At 66.5% G+C, this 16,780-nt stretch carries 12 protein-coding genes; 5 read left to right on the top strand and 7 right to left on the bottom strand.

Annotated features, from left to right (window positions below; all coding sequences use genetic code 11):
• Positions 1–74 precede the first annotated feature (74 nt).
• From AXYL_RS27955 to apbC, 3 genes are read right to left on the bottom strand one after another with little or no spacing between them, the layout of a single operon-like run.
• Positions 75–3,803, bottom strand: a complete 3,729-nt coding sequence (locus tag AXYL_RS27955; RefSeq protein ID WP_013396244.1) for a translocation/assembly module TamB domain-containing protein — start codon at positions 3,801–3,803, stop codon at positions 75–77.
• The gene (locus tag AXYL_RS27960; protein WP_041654364.1) at positions 3,800–5,692 is read right to left on the bottom strand and encodes an autotransporter assembly complex protein TamA; all 1,893 of its coding nucleotides are present in this window, start codon (positions 5,690–5,692) and stop codon (positions 3,800–3,802) included. The genes AXYL_RS27955 and AXYL_RS27960 overlap by 4 nt, the downstream gene beginning before the upstream one ends.
• 3 nt (positions 5,693–5,695) lie before the next feature.
• Positions 5,696–6,784, bottom strand: a complete 1,089-nt coding sequence (gene apbC, locus AXYL_RS27965; RefSeq protein ID WP_013396246.1) for an iron-sulfur cluster carrier protein ApbC — start codon at positions 6,782–6,784, stop codon at positions 5,696–5,698.
• A gap of 101 nt (positions 6,785–6,885) precedes the next feature.
• Here apbC and AXYL_RS27970 point away from each other — a divergent pair, with 101 nt between their 5' ends.
• Both AXYL_RS27970 and metG read left to right on the top strand, forming a co-directional pair.
• Positions 6,886–7,161 carry a hypothetical protein gene (locus AXYL_RS27970; RefSeq protein WP_006226181.1) on the top strand — a complete coding sequence of 92 codons (276 nt, stop codon included), beginning with the start codon at positions 6,886–6,888 and terminating at the stop codon, positions 7,159–7,161.
• A 261-nt stretch (positions 7,162–7,422) separates the two neighbouring features.
• Positions 7,423–9,489, top strand: coding sequence for a methionine--tRNA ligase (metG, locus tag AXYL_RS27975; protein ID WP_013396248.1), 2,067 nt, complete (start codon positions 7,423–7,425; stop codon positions 9,487–9,489).
• A 67-nt stretch (positions 9,490–9,556) separates the two neighbouring features.
• Here metG and AXYL_RS27980 read toward each other — a convergent pair whose 3' ends face one another.
• The 3 genes from AXYL_RS27980 to AXYL_RS27990 all read right to left on the bottom strand — a co-directional run bounded on the left by AXYL_RS27980 (position 9,557) and on the right by AXYL_RS27990 (position 11,838).
• Positions 9,557–10,294: a sulfurtransferase gene (locus AXYL_RS27980; RefSeq protein ID WP_013396249.1), complete on the bottom strand. Its 738-nt coding sequence runs from the start codon at positions 10,292–10,294 to the stop codon at positions 9,557–9,559.
• Between the two features lie 85 nt (positions 10,295–10,379).
• Positions 10,380–11,177: an META and DUF4377 domain-containing protein gene (locus AXYL_RS27985; protein ID WP_013396250.1), complete on the bottom strand. Its 798-nt coding sequence runs from the start codon at positions 11,175–11,177 to the stop codon at positions 10,380–10,382.
• Between the two features lie 130 nt (positions 11,178–11,307).
• Positions 11,308–11,838 carry an META domain-containing protein gene (locus tag AXYL_RS27990; protein WP_013396251.1) on the bottom strand — a complete coding sequence of 177 codons (531 nt, stop codon included), beginning with the start codon at positions 11,836–11,838 and terminating at the stop codon, positions 11,308–11,310.
• A gap of 324 nt (positions 11,839–12,162) precedes the next feature.
• On the opposite strand from AXYL_RS27990, the gene AXYL_RS27995 reads away from it, so the two are divergent.
• Positions 12,163–13,293, top strand: a complete 1,131-nt coding sequence (locus AXYL_RS27995; RefSeq protein WP_237709946.1) for an acyltransferase family protein — start codon at positions 12,163–12,165, stop codon at positions 13,291–13,293.
• Here the strand turns inward: AXYL_RS27995 and AXYL_RS28000 are convergent.
• Positions 13,274–13,615, bottom strand: coding sequence for a helix-turn-helix domain-containing protein (locus AXYL_RS28000; RefSeq protein WP_013396253.1), 342 nt, complete (start codon positions 13,613–13,615; stop codon positions 13,274–13,276). The genes AXYL_RS27995 and AXYL_RS28000 overlap by 20 nt on opposite strands.
• Before the next feature lie 704 nt (positions 13,616–14,319).
• Between AXYL_RS28000 and AXYL_RS28005 the strand changes: the two genes are divergently transcribed.
• Positions 14,320–15,135: a winged helix-turn-helix domain-containing protein gene (locus AXYL_RS28005; protein ID WP_013396254.1), complete on the top strand. Its 816-nt coding sequence runs from the start codon at positions 14,320–14,322 to the stop codon at positions 15,133–15,135.
• 432 nt (positions 15,136–15,567) lie between these two features.
• The gene (gene kch / locus AXYL_RS28010) at positions 15,568–16,779 is read left to right on the top strand and encodes a voltage-gated potassium channel protein (protein WP_041654366.1); all 1,212 of its coding nucleotides are present in this window, start codon (positions 15,568–15,570) and stop codon (positions 16,777–16,779) included.
• The last annotated feature ends 1 nt before the right edge of the window (position 16,780 follow it).

Here is a 16,780-nt window from a genome sequence, read left to right on the forward strand (position 1 = left end):
GGACGCCATTTTATCCCGAGTGCGGATAGCCCCGCCGGCAGGGGCCGGGCGGCGCGATCCCGCCCGGCTTTGCCTCAGTTCCCCCAGAAGGTCCGGTAGACCAGCGCGATGCCGTTGACCGCCCCGCCCTTCAGGTCCACCGACAGGCCGCGCGCCAGCCGGTAGCTGGCCCGGCCGACGGTATCGCTGCCCGCCAGCGCCTGCTCCACGCTCAGCGTGATGCCATTGGCGAAAGTCTTGCTGGCCACCAGGAATTGCGTGGCAAGCTGGCTGTCGCTGTCCCGGTTGACGTCGCCGGCCACCGTGCGGTCCGGCAGGATGCTGCCCGAGCTACCGATGTTGCCCGTCTTGATGCTGACGTCGTCCAGGCCGAACTGCTTGTAGAACGGCTGTCCGCCGCCCAGCAGCGCCGTACCCACCGACATCAGCAGCGCGGCGTCGCCGCCGCTTTCGTCGGGGCCTCGGCCCAGCAGCAGCCAGGACAGTTTTTCCACGTCGCTGACGTCCGGATAGGACACCAGGTCGATGCGCGGCCGCTGGGCGGTGCCGACTACCTTGACGCCCGCCTCGACCTGTTCGCCCGTGCGCAGCGCCTCGATGTCCAGCAAGGGGTTGTCCAGGCGCCCCTGGAAGGTCAGCGTGCCGCGGCTCAGGCGCAGCTTCTGGCCGTAGGCCTCGATGCCGCCGCCACGGGTGCGCAGCGCGCCCACGCCGGTCAGGCGCCCGTCCTGCAGCAGGATCTGGATGGAGCCCAGCAGGCCGGCGTCCAATCCCATGCCGGTGATGTAGAAGCGCGGCCCCATGTCGAACTTCAGGTTCATGCTGGTCTGCAGCGGCGTGGAGACCGTTCCGGGGTCGTCGCCCGGCCGGCGCACCTTGACGTCGTCGTCCAGCGAAGGCACGCCCTGCAGGATTTCCAGGCTGAACCAGCCCGCGTCCGCCTTCAGGTCGCCCACGATGTCGATGCGCGGCATGGCCGCCTTCAGGTCGATGACGCCGGACACCATGGCGTAGCGGTCCGAGCGCTGCAGCGCCGGGAAGCGGTACAGGGTCAGCCGGATGTCGCCGCCGCCGTCGATGAAATTCCACTGTCCCTTGGCCTCGGCGTAGCCGCCCTTGGCCTCGGGGTTGGTGGTGATCCATTCCTTGGTGCGCCATTCGGCCGGCATCACCCGCAACGAGGCCGGGAAGCGCAGGCTATCCAGTACCACCCGGTCGCCGTCCAGGCGCGCGGACAAGGTGCCGTCGATCAGCCGCACACCGTCGTCGATGCGGACCACGCGCAGCTTGTCGCCGCGGATGTTGCCGTTGGCCGACCATTTTCCAGCCAGGGTGCCCTGGGCTTCCAGATTGGCCTTGACCGAGCCGCCGACCTCCATCGAGTCGCCCACGAACAGGCTGACCCAGGCCAGGTCGGCGATGTCGGCGTCCAGCTTGGCACGCAGCGGCTGGCGCGGGTCCAGCGCCATGCCGCCCTTGGCGTCCACCACCAGCACGGCGGTGCCGGTGCCGTTGACGACGCCCATCTTGTCGGTCGCCAGATTGATCTTGGCGTCCAGGCGGCTGGCATTGGCGGACGTCGGCGTAGCGGTCAGGTCCAGCACCAGCGCCTTCAAGCCCAGCGGGATCGGAGGATCGCCCGGTATCAGCAGATCGCCCTCGCGGCGCGCGATGCGCGCCTTGCCACCCAGCCGGCCGTCGAACTTCAGGTCCCACAGCACGTCCAGCGCGATGCGGCGCTGGCCCTCCGGCACCATCGCGTTGACGCGGCCGGGTCGCTTGCCCAGCTTGGCCGCGGCTTCGGGATCGACCGCGCCGATCACCTGGCGCGCCATGGCGGCCGTGATCACCAGGTTGTCGGCCTGGCCCGCGGTTTCCCAGCGCTTGCCGCCGCCCCGCGACCCCCGGTGCGCCAGCACCACGCGCTCCTTGCCGGGCAGGGTCAGGCTCAACGCCGTCTGCCCCACCTGCCATTGCCATTGCGGCTCCACGGCAGACGGCAGGAAGGCCAGCGTAACCGGCCGGTCCGCGGACACGGCAAAACCGGCGGTCTCGGCCGTAAGCCGCGAGAACGTGCCACGCCAACCCGCCAGCGCCGCGTCTGGCGTGCCCGCCGGCCCCTTGCCCCAGGAACCGGCAAAGGCGATGTTGGCCTTGGCGGGAGCCTCGCCCAGAACGCCCGGGCGCGGCTTGGGCGGCGTGTAGCCGGCGGCAAGCTCGCCGCGGTGCGAGGCCAGCGTACCCGCCAGCTTGCCCTTCACTTCCGCGCCGCCGGGGATGCCGGGCCAGAACGCGTCGAGCTGGGGCGCCTGGGCGTCCAGGGTCAACGCGCCGTCCTTGGCGTCCAGCTCGCCCTTGGCCTGGATCCGGTTGCGGCCCAGCTTCAGGTCCACGTCCAGGCCATGGATGCGCAGCCCGGCGAGCGGATCGGCGTCGGCAGCGACAGGCGCTGCGCCGGCCGCGGCGGTATCGGTCGACGGGGCTGCCGCGGCACCGGCCGCCGCGGCATCGGCCGCCGCGATATCTACCTGGGCCTTGAGCGCGCCGGTCAACGGTTGCTTGTTCCAGCGCGTACCCTCTTCGAAGCGCAGGTCCACCGCGGCATGGCGCAGCTGGCTCAGGTTCTCGATGTCGGCCCGCACCTCGCCGCGCAAGGTCAGCAACGCAGGCGGAATGTCCTTGCCCAGCCAGGGCGACAGATCCAGGCGCTGGGCGCTGATCGTGCCCGCGATGCGCTCGCGGCCCGCGCCCTGCGCGGTATCGGATTGCAGATCGAGCTGCGCGGCCAGGGTCGATTTGTCGGGCAGTTGCGCCTGCGCCCTGGCGCTGCGCAGCACCAGCGCCGTGCGCGGCGCCAGGTCGGCGGTCAGGTCCAGCAGCAGGCCGGACCCTTCGCCGTCCAGCTTGGCCTGGATACCATCCAGCGAACCGGCGGCATCGGCGCGCAGCACGACCTGGCAGGCGGGCCGGGGCGGCTCGGACGGCGCGGCGGGCGCGACCTTGGTTTCGTGCTTGGGATCGGCCTTGCCCTCGGCTTTAGGATCGACCTTGGCGCCGGCCTTGGGATCAGGTTTTTTGGCGACGCCCGCCTGACGTTCATACACGCTGCTCAGCTTATCGGCCTCGCACAGCGGCGAATCGGGGCCGGTTCCGCGCGCGGTCACGTCCAGCCGTGCGGCGAACGGCCAGGGATCGGCCATGCCTTGCAGTTCGGCCTGGCCGGAGATGTCCGCCTGCGCGGCCTCATGGCCCACGTGCAGGCTGGCGATGCGCAGTTGCGCGCCCTGCTTGCCTGCGGCGAAGGTGGCGTCCAGATTGCCCAGCGTCACGGGCAGCGGCTGGCCGTCCTGCTCCAACTGGAAGTCGCCCAGCGCCACCCGGTCCACGGCAATATCCACCGGCAGTTCCGGCAGCGAGAACGGCTCGCCATCATCCTCGGCAGGCGCCGTCTCGGGCGATGAGGCCAGGCCGATGTACACCGAGCCCGCCGAGACCTCGCGCACATGCAGCAGGCGATCGCCCAGGGCGCGCCAGTTCACGTCCAGATGCAGGTCGGTGATGTCGACGCGGGTACCGCCCGCGTCGAGGTCCAGCTTGCCCACCGACACGCCGCGCAGCAGCGAGCCGTTCACGTCCAGCGCCTGGCCGTTCAATTGCTGGGCGGCCGTGGTCAGGAGCAGCCGCGTGCCGTTCTGCGACCCGACCAGCCAGAACAGAAAGCCGCCCGCCAGCACCGCCAGCATGGCCAGGCCAGGCAACCACCACACCAGCACATGGCGCAGAAATTTGCGCAGGCCCTTCAAAACGCGATCCCCAAGGAAAAATGCAGGCGCAGGTCGCGGTCGCGCTGGCCGTAGGCCAAGTCGAGGAATAGCGGGCCGGCTGGGGTGCGCACCCGCGCGCCGACGCCGTAGCCCACCGCCATCGACATATCGCCAAACGATTCCGCGGCGTCGCCGGCGTCCACGAACACGCCCATGCCCCAGCGCTCATTGAAATAGTGGTCGTACTCGATGCTGCCGACCAGCAGCGTGGGCGCGCCCACCACGGCATCATCTTGCTTCACGCCGATGCTCTGATACTTGTAGCCGCGGATCGAACGCGCGCCGCCCGTGCGGAAGCCGAAATCGTCCGGCACCCGCACCTTGCTGTTGGACCACACCCGGCCGACTTCGCCGCGTACGGTCAGCACGTCCAGCTTGCCGATGGGCCACCATTTCTGCGCCCGCAGCCGGGCGCGGGTATAGGGTTCGCCGGTGTCCAGCGTCACGCCGACGCCGCCGCCGACCGCGATCAGGTTGCCCTCGCGCGGATCGTACTTGTTGTCCACGTCGCGGCGCAGCCATTCCGCAGTCGCGGTCAAGGTCGGCAGCGTGTATTGGTCGCCGCCGTCGATCTTCACGTGATCCTGCGCCAGCAGCAGGCCCCAGCGGGTCTCGTATTCCACCCGGCTGTTGCCCGCGCCCTTGCGCTCTTGCAGGCGCGTCGCGCCCAGGGCGTAGCGGGTCACGTCCAGCCCCTGGATGTCGGAGTGGTCGTAAAGCACGCCGAAGGAATCCTTGTAGCCGCGCTCGTTCGGCGGCAACAGGAAGTCCGCGTAGGCGCGCTGCTGCAAACGGTCCACGCTGAAGCCCGTCTCCATGGTGAGCGGCTGGCCGAAGACCACGTTCTGCCGGTACAGCGACTCCACCCGCACGCCGGCCTCGTCGTCCAGGCCGATCGACCCGGTGAAGCGCTTGGGCGGCGCTTCCACCACCCGCACCTGCACCGGCAAAGTCACCTCGCCGTTCGAGTCATAGGCGGGCGGCGGCGGCGGCATGGCGCCGGACACGGCGGGATCGCCCGCAGGCGTCGAGGCAGCCAGGTCGGTCGAACCAGGCGCGCGCGCGCGGTCCGCGTTCGGCGCGGGCGTCGGTTGCGCCGTGCCGGGCTGCTCGAGCGACACGAACGCGCCGCGGAAGAACGCGGTGGATTGCAGATCCTGCTGCCAGGTGTCCAGCTTGTTCTGGTCATAGGCGGCGCCCGGCGAATAGCGTACATAGCGCTCGACCAGCTTCTCGGGCACCCGTTTCAGGCCCTCGGTGGTGAGTTCGCCCATGCGCACCTGAGGGCCGCTGTCTATCGTGACGCGCAAGGCGGCCGAGGCCGTATCGGCCTCGATTTCCGCCTGCGACGCGGTCATGCGCGCCAGCATGAAGTCGCGCGAAGATATTTCGTCCAGCAGGCTCGACTTCGCCTTGTTCCAGTCGCTATTGATGAAAGGCTGGCCCGTCTTGAGCTGCCAATCGTCGCGCAGCTTCTGTACCCGCGAGGCGAACTCGGGCCGGGTAATGCGGCCGGTGAAATCAAGATCCACGGACGTGACCGTGGTGCGCTTGCCCGAGACGATGCTGATGTCCCAGGTTTCTCCGCCGATGTCGGTGCCGGCCTCGAGCTTCACCGTGGGCGAGAAATAACCCTGGGTGGCCAGGGCCGCCAGCGTCGCGTCGCGCGCGCGCCGGCGCAAGCGGTTGATTTCACCGCCGTCCTGATCTTCCGCCAGCCGCGCGATCGCATCGACCGCCTCGGTGATCGCCTGCAGGGCGGCCGGCGGCACGCCGCCCGGGTCCACGATGATTTCCGGGCGCTTGGCCCATGCCTCGCCCGTCATCACCACCAGTCCCGCCAAGAAGGCGCGTGCTGCCCACCGCATGCGTCAGGTCGGTTGCTGCACGACGATGGACGGGAATTTCCCGGCCATGTCGCGTGGCAGCGCGGCCACGCCAGCCGCCAGCTTGCGGGCAATGCCGCGGTACAGGGCCGCGGCTTCGCTGCCCGGATCCGACACCACGGTCGGCGAGCCGGCGTCGGTCTGCACGCGGATCGCCAGGGTCAGCGGCAGGCTGCCCAGCCAGGGGGTCTGGTACTGCTCGGCCATGCGCTGGCCGCCGCCCTCGCCGAAAATATGTTCGGCGTGCCCGCATTGCGAGCAGATATGGATGGCCATGTTCTCGACCACGCCCAGGATCGGCACGTCGACCTTCTGGAACATGCGCAAGCCCTTGCGCGCGTCCAGCAGCGCCACGTCCTGCGGCGTGGTGACGATGACGGCGCCCACCACCGGCACCTTCTGTGCCAGCGTCAAGGCCACGTCGCCCGTGCCCGGGGGCATGTCGACGATCAGGTAGTCGAGGTCGCGCCAGTTGGTCTGGCGCAGCAGCTGTTCCAGCGCCTGCGTCACCATGGGGCCGCGCCAGATGGCGGGCGAGTCGGCGTCGATCAGGAAGCCGATGGAGTTGGCCTGCAGGCCGTGACCCGTGAGCGGCTCCATGCTCTTGTTGTCCAGGCTTTCGGGGCGGCCCGAGATGCCCAGCATGGTCGGCACGCTGGGCCCGTAGATGTCCGCGTCCAGCACGCCCACCTTGGCGCCTTCGGCCGCCAGGGCCAGGGCCAGGTTGACGGCCGTGGTGCTCTTGCCCACGCCGCCCTTGCCGGAGGCCACCGCAATAATGTTGCGCACATTGGACAGCGGCTTCAGGCCCTTCTGCACCGCGTGGGCGGCGACCTTCCAGGTCACCTCGACCTGGGCATCGGCCACGCCGGCGGCGGCCAGCGCCGCCACGGCGATGTCCCGGACCTGTGCGCGCGCGGCGTCGGCGGGATAGCCCAGCTCCAGCGCCAGCGAAACGCGTCCGCCTTCCAGCTTGATGTCACGATCTTTTACAGAAACACCCAAATCCATACCAGTATTCGGGTCCTGCGCGGCGCGCAGCGCGGCGCGAATTTGTTCTATCGTTATACTCATGTCACTATGGTTCCGTAGGCAGCGCGGCTTCTGCGGCCCGCCATCCCCTAAAGGATAGCGGATACCCGGGAACCTTTCGCTGCGTTTTGCATCCGATCTTCATGACCAACACACTTATCCGCTTCTTTCGTGCCGTCCTATTCGCCGCCCTGGCCTTGATCGGCATGGCGATGGCGCTGGTGTTCATGCTTTCCACGGCAATCGCCGTGGCGATCCTGTACGTGGTCGCCAAGGTGCGCGGCAAACCTTTCGGCGTACGCGCCTATTGGAGCCAGCGCCAGGGCGCCCGCCCGGGACCGTTCCAGTCCGCCACCGCCCCCTTCGCCACGCAGCCGCGCGGCGACGTGATCGACGTCGAAGCCCGCGAAATCCGCTGACGGCGGCTTTTCAGCATGCTTGCGCCGCCCGCGGCGCAAGCGGGCCGTGGGCCTATGCGCCCACACAGCTGACTTGCCGGACGGCCCGCGGATGGCCGCCCCCCGCATCCGCGCCGGTTCCCGCATTCTTACGCAACCCGCCTGATTCGCTTGCCGCGAAGGGCGGGTTGAGCCATTGATGGGGCGTTGCCGGGCAAGTCCCCGCGCTTGCCCTAAAATGGCCGGCCTACCCCCTTTTTCCCTCAACCTCCAAAGACAACCATGTCTCGCACCCTTTTTGTCACCACTGCGCTGCCCTACGCCAACGGATCTTTCCACATCGGCCACATCATGGAGTACATCCAGGCCGATATCTGGGTTCGTTCGATGCGAATGGCGGGCCACACGGTGCACTTCGTGGGTGCGGATGATGCGCACGGCGCGCCCATCATGCTGAAGGCGGAAAAGGAAGGCATCACGCCGCAGGCCCTGGTGGCGCGCTACGCCGCCGAGCGCCCGCAGTACCTGAACGGCTTTCACATCCGCTTCGACCACTGGCATTCCACCGATTCGGCCGAAAACGTCGCCCTGTCGCAAGACATCTATCGCGCGTTGAAGGCCCAGGACCTGATCGAAACCCGCTCCATCGAGCAGTTCTACGATCCGGTCAAGGGCATGTTCCTGGCCGACCGTTACATCAAGGGCGAATGCCCCAAGTGCCACGCGAAGGACCAGTATGGCGATTCCTGCGAGGTCTGCGGCGCGGTCTACGCGCCCACCGAACTGATCAACCCGTACTCGGCGCTGACCGGCGCCACGCCGGTGCTGAAGTCCTCGGACCACTTCTTCTTCAAACTGTCCGATCCGCGCTGCGTGGAATTCCTGCAGCAGTGGACCACCGGCTCCAACGCCGCCGGCGGCAAGCACCTGCAGCCTGAAATGCTGGCCAAGACGCGCGAGTGGCTGGGCTCGGACGATGGCGAGGCCAAACTGGGCGACTGGGACATTTCCCGCGACGCACCCTATTTCGGCATCGAGATCCCGGACGCGCCGGGCAAGTACTTCTACGTCTGGCTGGACGCGCCCGTGGGCTACCTGGCCTCGCTGAAGTCATATTGCGCGGTCAAGGGCCTGGACTTCGACAAGCTGCTCGATCCGGCCGGCCCCACCGAGCAGGTCCATTTCATCGGCAAGGACATCGTGTATTTCCACGCGCTGTTCTGGCCCGCGATGCTGAAGTTCGCCGGCCGCAAGACGCCGGATGCCGTGAACGTACACGGCTTCATCACCGTCAGCGGCGAAAAAATGTCCAAGAGCCGCGGCACCGGCATTTCGCCGCTGCGCTACCTGGAACTCGGCATGAACGCCGAATGGATGCGCTACTACATCGCCGCCAAGCTGAACGCACGGGTCGAAGACATGGACTTCAACCCCGAGGACTTCATCGCCCGCGTCAACAGCGACCTGATCGGCAAGTACGTCAACATCGCCAGCCGCGCCGCCAGCTTCATCACCAAGCATTTCGATGGAGTCCTCGGCTATTCGGGCGACACCTCGGCGCTGGCCGCGGAGTACGCCGAACAGGCGGAGTCCATCCGCGCCGCGTTCGAAGCCCGCGAATACAACCGCGCCATCCGCGAAATCATGGCCTACGCCGATCGCCTCAACCAGGCGTTCGATACGGCTCAGCCCTGGGTCCTGGCCAAGGGCATCGCCACGGCCGATGACGCGCAGAAGGCCGCCCTGCAGGACATCTGCTCGCGCTCGCTGGCGGGCTTCAAGGCGCTGTCCGTGATGCTGGCGCCGGTGCTGCCCGAGCTGGCTGAACGCGTGGCCCTGGAACTGTTCGGCGCGCAGGCGCCGTTCACCTGGGCCGACGCCGCCGTGCTGCCGCAGCGCGTGGCGCCGTTCAAGCACCTGATGCAGCGCGTCGAACCGCAGATGCTGGAAGACCTGTTCGAGCCGCCGGCCGCCCCCGTGGTGGTGCCCGGCGGCGAGCCCATCGCCGAGACCATCTCGATCGACGACTTCGCCCGCGTCGACCTGCGCATCGCGCAGATCGTCAACTGCGAACACGTGGAAGGCTCGACCAAGCTGCTGCGCCTGACCCTGGATGCCGGCGAAGGCCGCCACCGCAACGTGTTCTCGGGCATCAAGTCGGCCTACAAGCCCGAAGACCTGATCGGCAAGCTGACCGTGCTGGTGGCCAACCTGGCCCCGCGCAAGATGAAGTTCGGCGTGTCCGAAGGCATGGTGCTGGCCGCCAGCCATGCGGATGAATCGGTGGACGCCGGCATCTACGTGCTGGAGCCGTTCCCCGGCGCCAAGCCCGGCATGCGCGTGCGCTAAACCCGCAACGCCGCGCTGAATGCAAAGAGCCCGCTGATGCGGGCTCTTTGTCATTGGAGTTCTGCGTTTACGCCTTGCTGGGCGCCAGCGCCGGATCCAGCGAAATGCGCTCGTCGAAGACGAAGCACTTGCCGTCATAGCCCGGGCCGCCGGTTTCCTCGAAGTACTTGAGGATGCCGCCGTCTAGCTGGTAGACGTTCTGAATGCCGACTTCGTTCATGTAGATGGCGGCCTTCTCGCAGCGGATTCCGCCGGTGCAGAAACTGACCACCGTCTTGCCCTCGAATTCCGCCCGGTGCGCCTGCACCGCCGCGGGAAACTGCGTAAAGCGCTCGATGCGCCAGTCGATGGCATTCTTGAAGGTGCCTTCGTCGACCTCGAAGGCGTTGCGCGTGTCCAGCATGACCACGGGCCGTCCGGCGTCGTCCACGCCGGCTTCCAGCCAGCGCGCCAGCGTGCGCGCGTCCACGCCGGGCGCGCGGCCTGCCTCGGGGCGGATCGCCGGGTGGTCCATGCGGATGATCTCGCGTTTGATCTTCACCAGCAGCTTGCGGAACGGCACGGTGTCGCTGTGGCTGAACTTCACTTCCAGATCGGCAAAGCGCGGATCGGCGCGCAGCGTGCGCAGGAAGGCGTCGATGCCGTCCGCCGCCCCCGCCAGGAACAGATTGATGCCCTCTTCGGCCAACAGGATGGTGCCCTTGAGCCCGGCCACGCCGGCCTCATCCAGAAGGCGGGCGCGCAACGCCGGCAGGGCATCCAGCGAAACGAATTTGTAAGCGGCGATATTTACGACGGCAGTCATGGAAAAGCGGAAAAAAGCGGGCGGCGAAAGGCGTAATAGTAAACGCTGGACGGTTTTCCCCGTCCGCCGCCCCGCTTGATCCCGCTCAACGATTGACGATTTCCTGCTCGACCACGGCGTCCAGCACCCAGTTCAGCGTCGACGCGTCGGCCGGCGGATTCGGGTTGCGGACCTCGACCACGCGCAAGCGGTAGCGCACGCCAGGCTGGAAGTTGAAACCCGTAATTTCACCGTACCAGAGCTGCCAGGGCTGGCCCGCGCCGTCGCGCACCTGGTAGCACATGGCGCGGCCCGCGCCAGCGGTGCAGGGCACGCGCTCCGAGTTCACGTAGACCAGTTTGGTCGGCCCCTGCTGACCGCCCGCGATGGGATCGGTGCGACGCCCGAAGTCCAGCCTGTCGCCCGAGCTGAGCACCCAGGTCATGCGCTGCGGATTATTGGCGTTGTCCACCGACGTGGCGGTGATGCTGGTCAGCGCGGCCAGGAAGTCCTGCTCCAGTTTCATGTTCTGCGGCGCGCAGGCCATCATGGTCGACACCGGACGTCCCTGCACGATCAGAAGACCGTTGGCGACGGTATAGGAACCGTTGTACTGATTGCAGCCGGAAAAGCCGGAAATACGCGGCGAGCCCTGGTCATGGATGAAGCTGGCCGTGAGCGGACGCGAATTGGAAGACGGATGCGGAATCTGCCGCAAGCCGCCGCCCGGCAAGGTCCAGCGCGCCAGGTCCCAACTGGTCTGGGCCAGCATGTCGGAGACGGAGGCCGGCTGGAAGCGGGGATCCTGTCCATCCGCGGCGCGCTGGGGCGGTGAAGAGCAGGCGGCCAGTCCAATGGACAACAGGCAAGGCGCAAGCCAGCGCAGGAACGCGGCAAAGGGCATGAGAGTCTCCCGGAAAAACGAGGAATGCCAGGCCCGCGCGTGGCGGCGGGCCGGACCACGCCATTGTAGGCTGGCTCCGGCACCGCTTTTCACGGCTTAACACTCTTTGATACGCGCTGCGCCGGCCACGTCAGGGCGTGGGCGGATCTTGCCGGCGCACGAATTCCAGCACGTCGCCGCCGCGCAGGTTGAAGGTCAGATGCCGCGGCGCCCCGCCGTTGTCCAACGTGAACGTGTCAATGGCGCTCAGGCCGCGCAGATAGTCCGCCTCCAGGCGGGCGCGTTCAGGCGCGGGGCAGGCCATGCGCGTGGCGGCCGGGGCATCGATGTAGAGCTTGCCGCCTTCGAGCTTGTACGTGCCCATGTAGCGGTTGCAGCCGGCAAAACCGTTGACGCGGTATTGCTTGCCCTGCGCCAGGAAGGTCAGGCGCACGGGTTCGCCGTTGTCGCCGTGCGGAATGTCGCGCAGCGCGCCACCCGCCTGCGTCCAGCGCACCAGTTCCCAACTGGTCTGGGCCAGCGAATCCGCGCTGCTGGCGGCATTGGCCGCGGCGGCGCCTTGCGGGCGCGCGCCTCCGGTCGTTCCTGCGCAGCCGGCCAGGGCCGCGGCCAGCAGGGCCGGGCCAAGCAAGCGGCAGCGCGTGGACAAGAGCTTAGGCATGTACGGAACTCCATCAATTTCACATACCCCGACTGTAACCGGCCTTGTGGCCTAGCACGCGCGTCCTCAGCCCATAAGCGGTATCCAAAAGCAGCACGGCGAGCTGGCGCCACGCTCCAATTGCATGGCCTTGCTGCATCGAACGCCCCATGGCGGCGGCGCATGTCGACGCGCAGAATCAGTACAGATCGCCATCCGGGCCAGGCCGGCACGCAAGGGTACGGACGCCGATCGCAACGACCGCAGGCGCAGGTGTCCGGCTCCTCAAGGGAGCCAAAAATAAGATCAATCCGGGGAGACACGGCGATGGGCTTTTTGAGAACCTTGTTGGCATTGTCAGTGGTGCTGGACCATTTGGGCGCAGGCGCCACCGATCACCTGGTAGGCGGCCGCCTCGCGGTACAGCTGTTCTACGTCATTTCGGGCTTTCTGATTTCCTATGTGCTCACCGCCACCGATCACTATCAAGGCGCGGTGGGCAAGTTCTATGCAAACCGCTTCCTGCGCCTGTTCCCGATCTATCTTGCGGTCGCCGCGCTGACGCTTGCGGCGCACGTGATGAGCGGCGGCGCATTCTTCCGCATCTACGATGCCCTGCCTTTCAGCGCCGAGCTATTCCTGGTGCTCTCCAACATTTTCATCATGGGCCAGGACTGGCTCATGTTCTTCGGCATCGAGCATTCCGCGCTGGCGTTCACCGGCAGCTTCGCGCATAGCGAAGTGCCGCTCTATGAAGGCTTGCTGGTGCCGCAGGCCTGGACGCTGGGCGTGGAGATGAGCTTCTATCTGGTCGCTCCCTTCATCCTGCATTCGCCGCGGCGGCTGCTGGCCTTGCTGGCTGCATCATTGGCGCTGCGCGGCGTGCTTATCGCCACCGGCATAGGCTTGAGCGACCCCTGGACCTACCGCTTCTTTCCGACGGAACTGGCGCTGTTCCTGCTCGGTTCGCTGTCGCACCAGGTGCTGTTGCCGCGCTACAAGGCTTGGACGCAGCGCGTCAAGCGCCTGCCCGAGATCGGCACGGCCGTGCTGGCGGCCTACTGTGTGCTGCACTTCTCGATCGCCATGAACCACAACGTGCGCGATGGCCTGGCCGTGCTGCTGTTCGTGGCGCTGTTGCCGCTGGCCTTCCTGTTCCAGTCGCGCCACAGGCTGGACAAGGCGATAGGCGAGCTGAGCTACCCGATCTACATCTGCCATTCGCTGGTGATCATGTTCTTCAAGTGGATGCTTGAAGAAGCGCACCTGGATCAGCCGCTGCTGTTCTCGGCCCTGGTGATCACGAGCACCATTGCATTCTCGGCCCTGCTCAACAGCGTGATTGCGGATCCCGTGGAACGCCTGCGCAGCCGCCTGCGCACCGACGACGATGCGTTGGCGCCCGCGGCCGGCTCCCGGCGGCGTCCTGCCAGCGCGCCCGCGCAGCCCCTCGGGTCTATTCGCCGCGTGCCTTGATGTAGGCGGCCAGCACCTGTTCGATCTGCCGCTTTTCCTGCGAACTCAGGCGCGCATAGGTGGCATAGGAGATGGTTTCGAACGGCCAGGCGGCGGGCAGCGCCACGCGCTCCGCGTCTGCCTGGCTGGCGCCGGCATCGGGATTCGACATCGGCCCTTCGCCGGTGCTGAGCCACATGGGATGGACGCACAGCGCGCGGGTCAGCTTGATCAGGGCATCGCTCGACGGCCGCCGGCGCTGCCCGCTTTCGTAGTTGCCGATAGCGCTTTGCGACAGGTTGCTCGCGGCCGCCAAGTCCTTTTGAGTCCATCCCTGAAGCATTCTTGCGTTGCGCAGACGATGGCTAAACGTGTCCACTCGATCAACCCGAGACATTAATAAGAATTTATTTATTTGATTAAAACATCCCGGCACTGGCGCCAAACAAACGGATTAAACCCCAATTGCGGGGCTAATCCGTAAATCGCGCCAACCAGCTGCCGGCGCACGCGCCAGACGCTTTGCAAAGGGCCCATGCGCCCTAAAAAAATCATATCTATCATCGGCTTGCCCGGCCGCACCGGTATCTCCGCGCAGCGGCTGCGATCTGCACGGCGGCGCCTCGCCAAGAAAAACTTGCGCGAGTTTATGGCGGTTAGAGTATTCAAAATGGAAAATAATGTATCGGCGATACATAATGAGTTAACACCGAATTCCCGAACCCGACCACAATTTCCAGCGTTTCCATAGCGCTGCGCCCGCGCTTTCTGTTACTGTCAGAAACTACAGATACGTATCTTCACAAAAAAACACGCCCGTGTTTAAATGAAACACGGGCGTGACTTCCAAGCAGCATCGAAGCATGGGCGGCCATCGGCGAAAGCACGAAACCAGGGGCAATCCCCCCGGCCTCGCGCCCATCCGAACAACACCGCCCGGCGCTCTCGCGCCCCGGCGCGCAGCACAGGGAGACGGGCATGACTCGCAGCGCCAGGCCTAGGCATCAGGCACAGCCGTCATGCCCCGTTTCCTCATTGGAAGCATCAATGAACAACACGCTGGATGTCATCTTTCTGGGCCACGACGATGCCAGGCATGCCGGACTCATCGAAGCCCTTGCCCACCTGGGTTTCAACGTCCGTCGCTGCCACGACCTGGCCGACGTCTACGACAGATACTCCCGCCGCCCCTGCCCGCTGGTGGTGCTGAAAGCGCCGCTGCCCGACATCCACAATGCCGCGGTTCGGCTGCGCGCGATCGACCGCGGCCTGGGCATCGTCGCCATCGCCACTTTCGCCGACGCCGAAAGCCGCATCCGCACGCTGCTCTGCGGCGCGGACGCCTGCCTGCCGCCGGACGTGTCGGGCCTGGAACTGGCGGCGGCGCTGCAGGCGCTGGTGCGCCGCGCGGTCGGCCTGGACGGCGCGGATACGGCGTCCGATGGACACGGGCCGGACGAGCCCATGCACGAGACCTGGCGCCTGGCGAACAAGGGCTGGACCCTGATCAGCCCCACGGGCCGGACCCTGGGGCTGACCACCGGCGAGCGCGACTTCCTGTCACGGCTGGTGAACGCCCCTGACCGCAAGGTCAGCCGCGACGCTTTCTACGCGGACGGCGTGGACGAGGCGGACAACGGCATCACGCGGCGCCGCTTCGTCGACGTCATGATCAGCCGCTTGCGGCGCAAGGCGACGGCCAACCAGATGACGCTGCCGATCCGCGCCGTGCATGGCTGGGGCTACATGTTCGCAGCGGATATCACGCTGGACCTGGATTTTCGGGTTATGGGGGAAGAGAGCCGGCTGGAGGCCCAGGATGGCTGGCGCCGCGAAACGGCTGACGCGAACGCGTCGACTTGAAGCCTGGCCCGCAAGGGGCCTGGGCGAAAAAAACGCGGCGCTGCCTCGAAAGGTTAAGACGCCGCGCTAAAACAACACGTGAACCTGGAGTCATCAGCCGGCACTGATGCCTACTACCTGGATCACGCGATTCCAACATTCGTGCCTCATACTGCTCACGTACGGTCAGACCGTGAACCTGGACCGGGTCTCTAGTCCCGGCACAAGCTGCAACGTGATCAACGCCAGGCGATTCCTCCGCTGCGTAAAACAGCGGGCGTCCCGCCCTTATCAGCGGCGTTCCTCGCGGATAGCCGTTTGATGCACGAAGTTTAGGACCTCGGACAGGTTTCCAGTAATTCTTTGTTGATAGCCTTCCATACATATCTGATATAGGGCGGCATGCCCCCTACAATGCCGGCAAAGGACCTGGACCCGTTCCCGCCAAACCCCATGCCCACACTGCCCGTTCCCCTGAAGCACCGCCTGCGCAAACTGTTGGCGCTGTTTCCGCCCAATTGGTGCCTGGCCATCCTGGTGGCGCTGGACGGCTATGCCTTCATGCATCCCGTGCTGCGCGAGGTGCGTGCACGCGAATACGGTTTCTGGCTCGCCATCGACAACTGGCATGAGGTCATGCGCGTGGTCGGCCTGCTGGAGATACCGCGTTTGGTGCTGGGGGTGGGGCTGCAGATCATTGCGTTGGGGCTGATCCTCAAGGCCCGCATCGCCTGGGCGTTTTCGCTGGTACTGCTGATTGGCGTCGGCACCTTCGCCATCATGGGCGACGGCGGCCGCGCCGGCCTGGGGATCTATACGCTGGTGCTCGTCATCGCACTGGTCGCCTACTGGCGCCGCTTCGACCGGGCCAGCGTCACGGCGGGTTCGCTGTTCGCCCTGGTCAGCATGCTGTCGCTGCTGATCTACGCGGTCTTCGGCACGCTCTACCTGGGCAACGAATTCAACCCGCCCATCACGGACGCCACCACCGCGCTCTATTTTTCCATCGTGTCCATGTCCACCGTGGGCTACGGCGACATCACCCCGCACAGCGGCACCGCGCGGCTGTTCACCGCGTCGATTATCATCCTGGGCATCACCATCTTCGCCACCTCCATCAGCGCTATCGCCGGGCCGGTGATCGGCGGCAATCTGAAACGGCTGGTCAAAGGCAGGTTCTCCACCGCCATGCGCAAAAATCACATCATCATCGCCGGCGCGACGCCCATCGCCATGAGCGTCTACGACGGCCTGCGGCGCCGCGGCGACGAAGTCACCGTCATCGTGCCTCCCGGCGTGCCGCAGGAATACCCGGCGGCCACGGACCTGATCGAAGGCGATCCTTCCAGCGTGGACGTGCTGCACAATGCGGGCGTGACGCGCGCGCGCTACGTGCTGGCGCTGCGCGACGACGATGCCGAGAACGCGTTCATCGTGCTGGCCGCGAAGGAAGCATGCGGCGAGAGCGGCGCCAAGACGGTGGCGCTCGTCAACACCAGCAAGCACCTGGAGAAGATCCGGCGGGTCAATCCCGACTTGGTGTTCTCCGTGCAACTGCTGGGCGCCGAGCTGCTGACCCGCGCCATCAACGGCGAGCCCATGGACAGCCAGAGCATCACCGACCTGTTCTTCGCCAAGGCCGCCCCGAACGGCAAGACCGCCTGAG

Source organism: Achromobacter xylosoxidans A8 (assembly GCF_000165835.1).
Classification (GTDB): Bacteria; Pseudomonadota; Gammaproteobacteria; order Burkholderiales; family Burkholderiaceae_B; genus Achromobacter; species Achromobacter xylosoxidans_B.

Excerpts from the sequence above, each read along its gene's own strand:
- AXYL_RS27960 (WP_041654364.1), bottom strand. The coding sequence starts at position 5,692 with ATGCGGTGGGCAGCACGCGCCTTCTTGGCGGGACTGGTGGTGATGACG.
- apbC (WP_013396246.1), bottom strand. The coding sequence starts at position 6,784 with ATGAGTATAACGATAGAACAAATTCGCGCCGCGCTGCGCGCCGCGCAG.
- AXYL_RS27970 (WP_006226181.1), top strand. The coding sequence starts at position 6,886 with ATGACCAACACACTTATCCGCTTCTTTCGTGCCGTCCTATTCGCCGCC.
- metG (WP_013396248.1), top strand. The coding sequence starts at position 7,423 with ATGTCTCGCACCCTTTTTGTCACCACTGCGCTGCCCTACGCCAACGGA.
- AXYL_RS27980 (WP_013396249.1), bottom strand. The coding sequence starts at position 10,294 with ATGACTGCCGTCGTAAATATCGCCGCTTACAAATTCGTTTCGCTGGAT.
- AXYL_RS27985 (WP_013396250.1), bottom strand. The coding sequence starts at position 11,177 with ATGCCCTTTGCCGCGTTCCTGCGCTGGCTTGCGCCTTGCCTGTTGTCC.
- AXYL_RS27990 (WP_013396251.1), bottom strand. The coding sequence starts at position 11,838 with ATGCCTAAGCTCTTGTCCACGCGCTGCCGCTTGCTTGGCCCGGCCCTG.
- AXYL_RS28000 (WP_013396253.1), bottom strand. The coding sequence starts at position 13,615 with ATGCTTCAGGGATGGACTCAAAAGGACTTGGCGGCCGCGAGCAACCTG.
- AXYL_RS28005 (WP_013396254.1), top strand. The coding sequence starts at position 14,320 with ATGAACAACACGCTGGATGTCATCTTTCTGGGCCACGACGATGCCAGG.
- kch (WP_041654366.1), top strand. The coding sequence starts at position 15,568 with ATGCCCACACTGCCCGTTCCCCTGAAGCACCGCCTGCGCAAACTGTTG.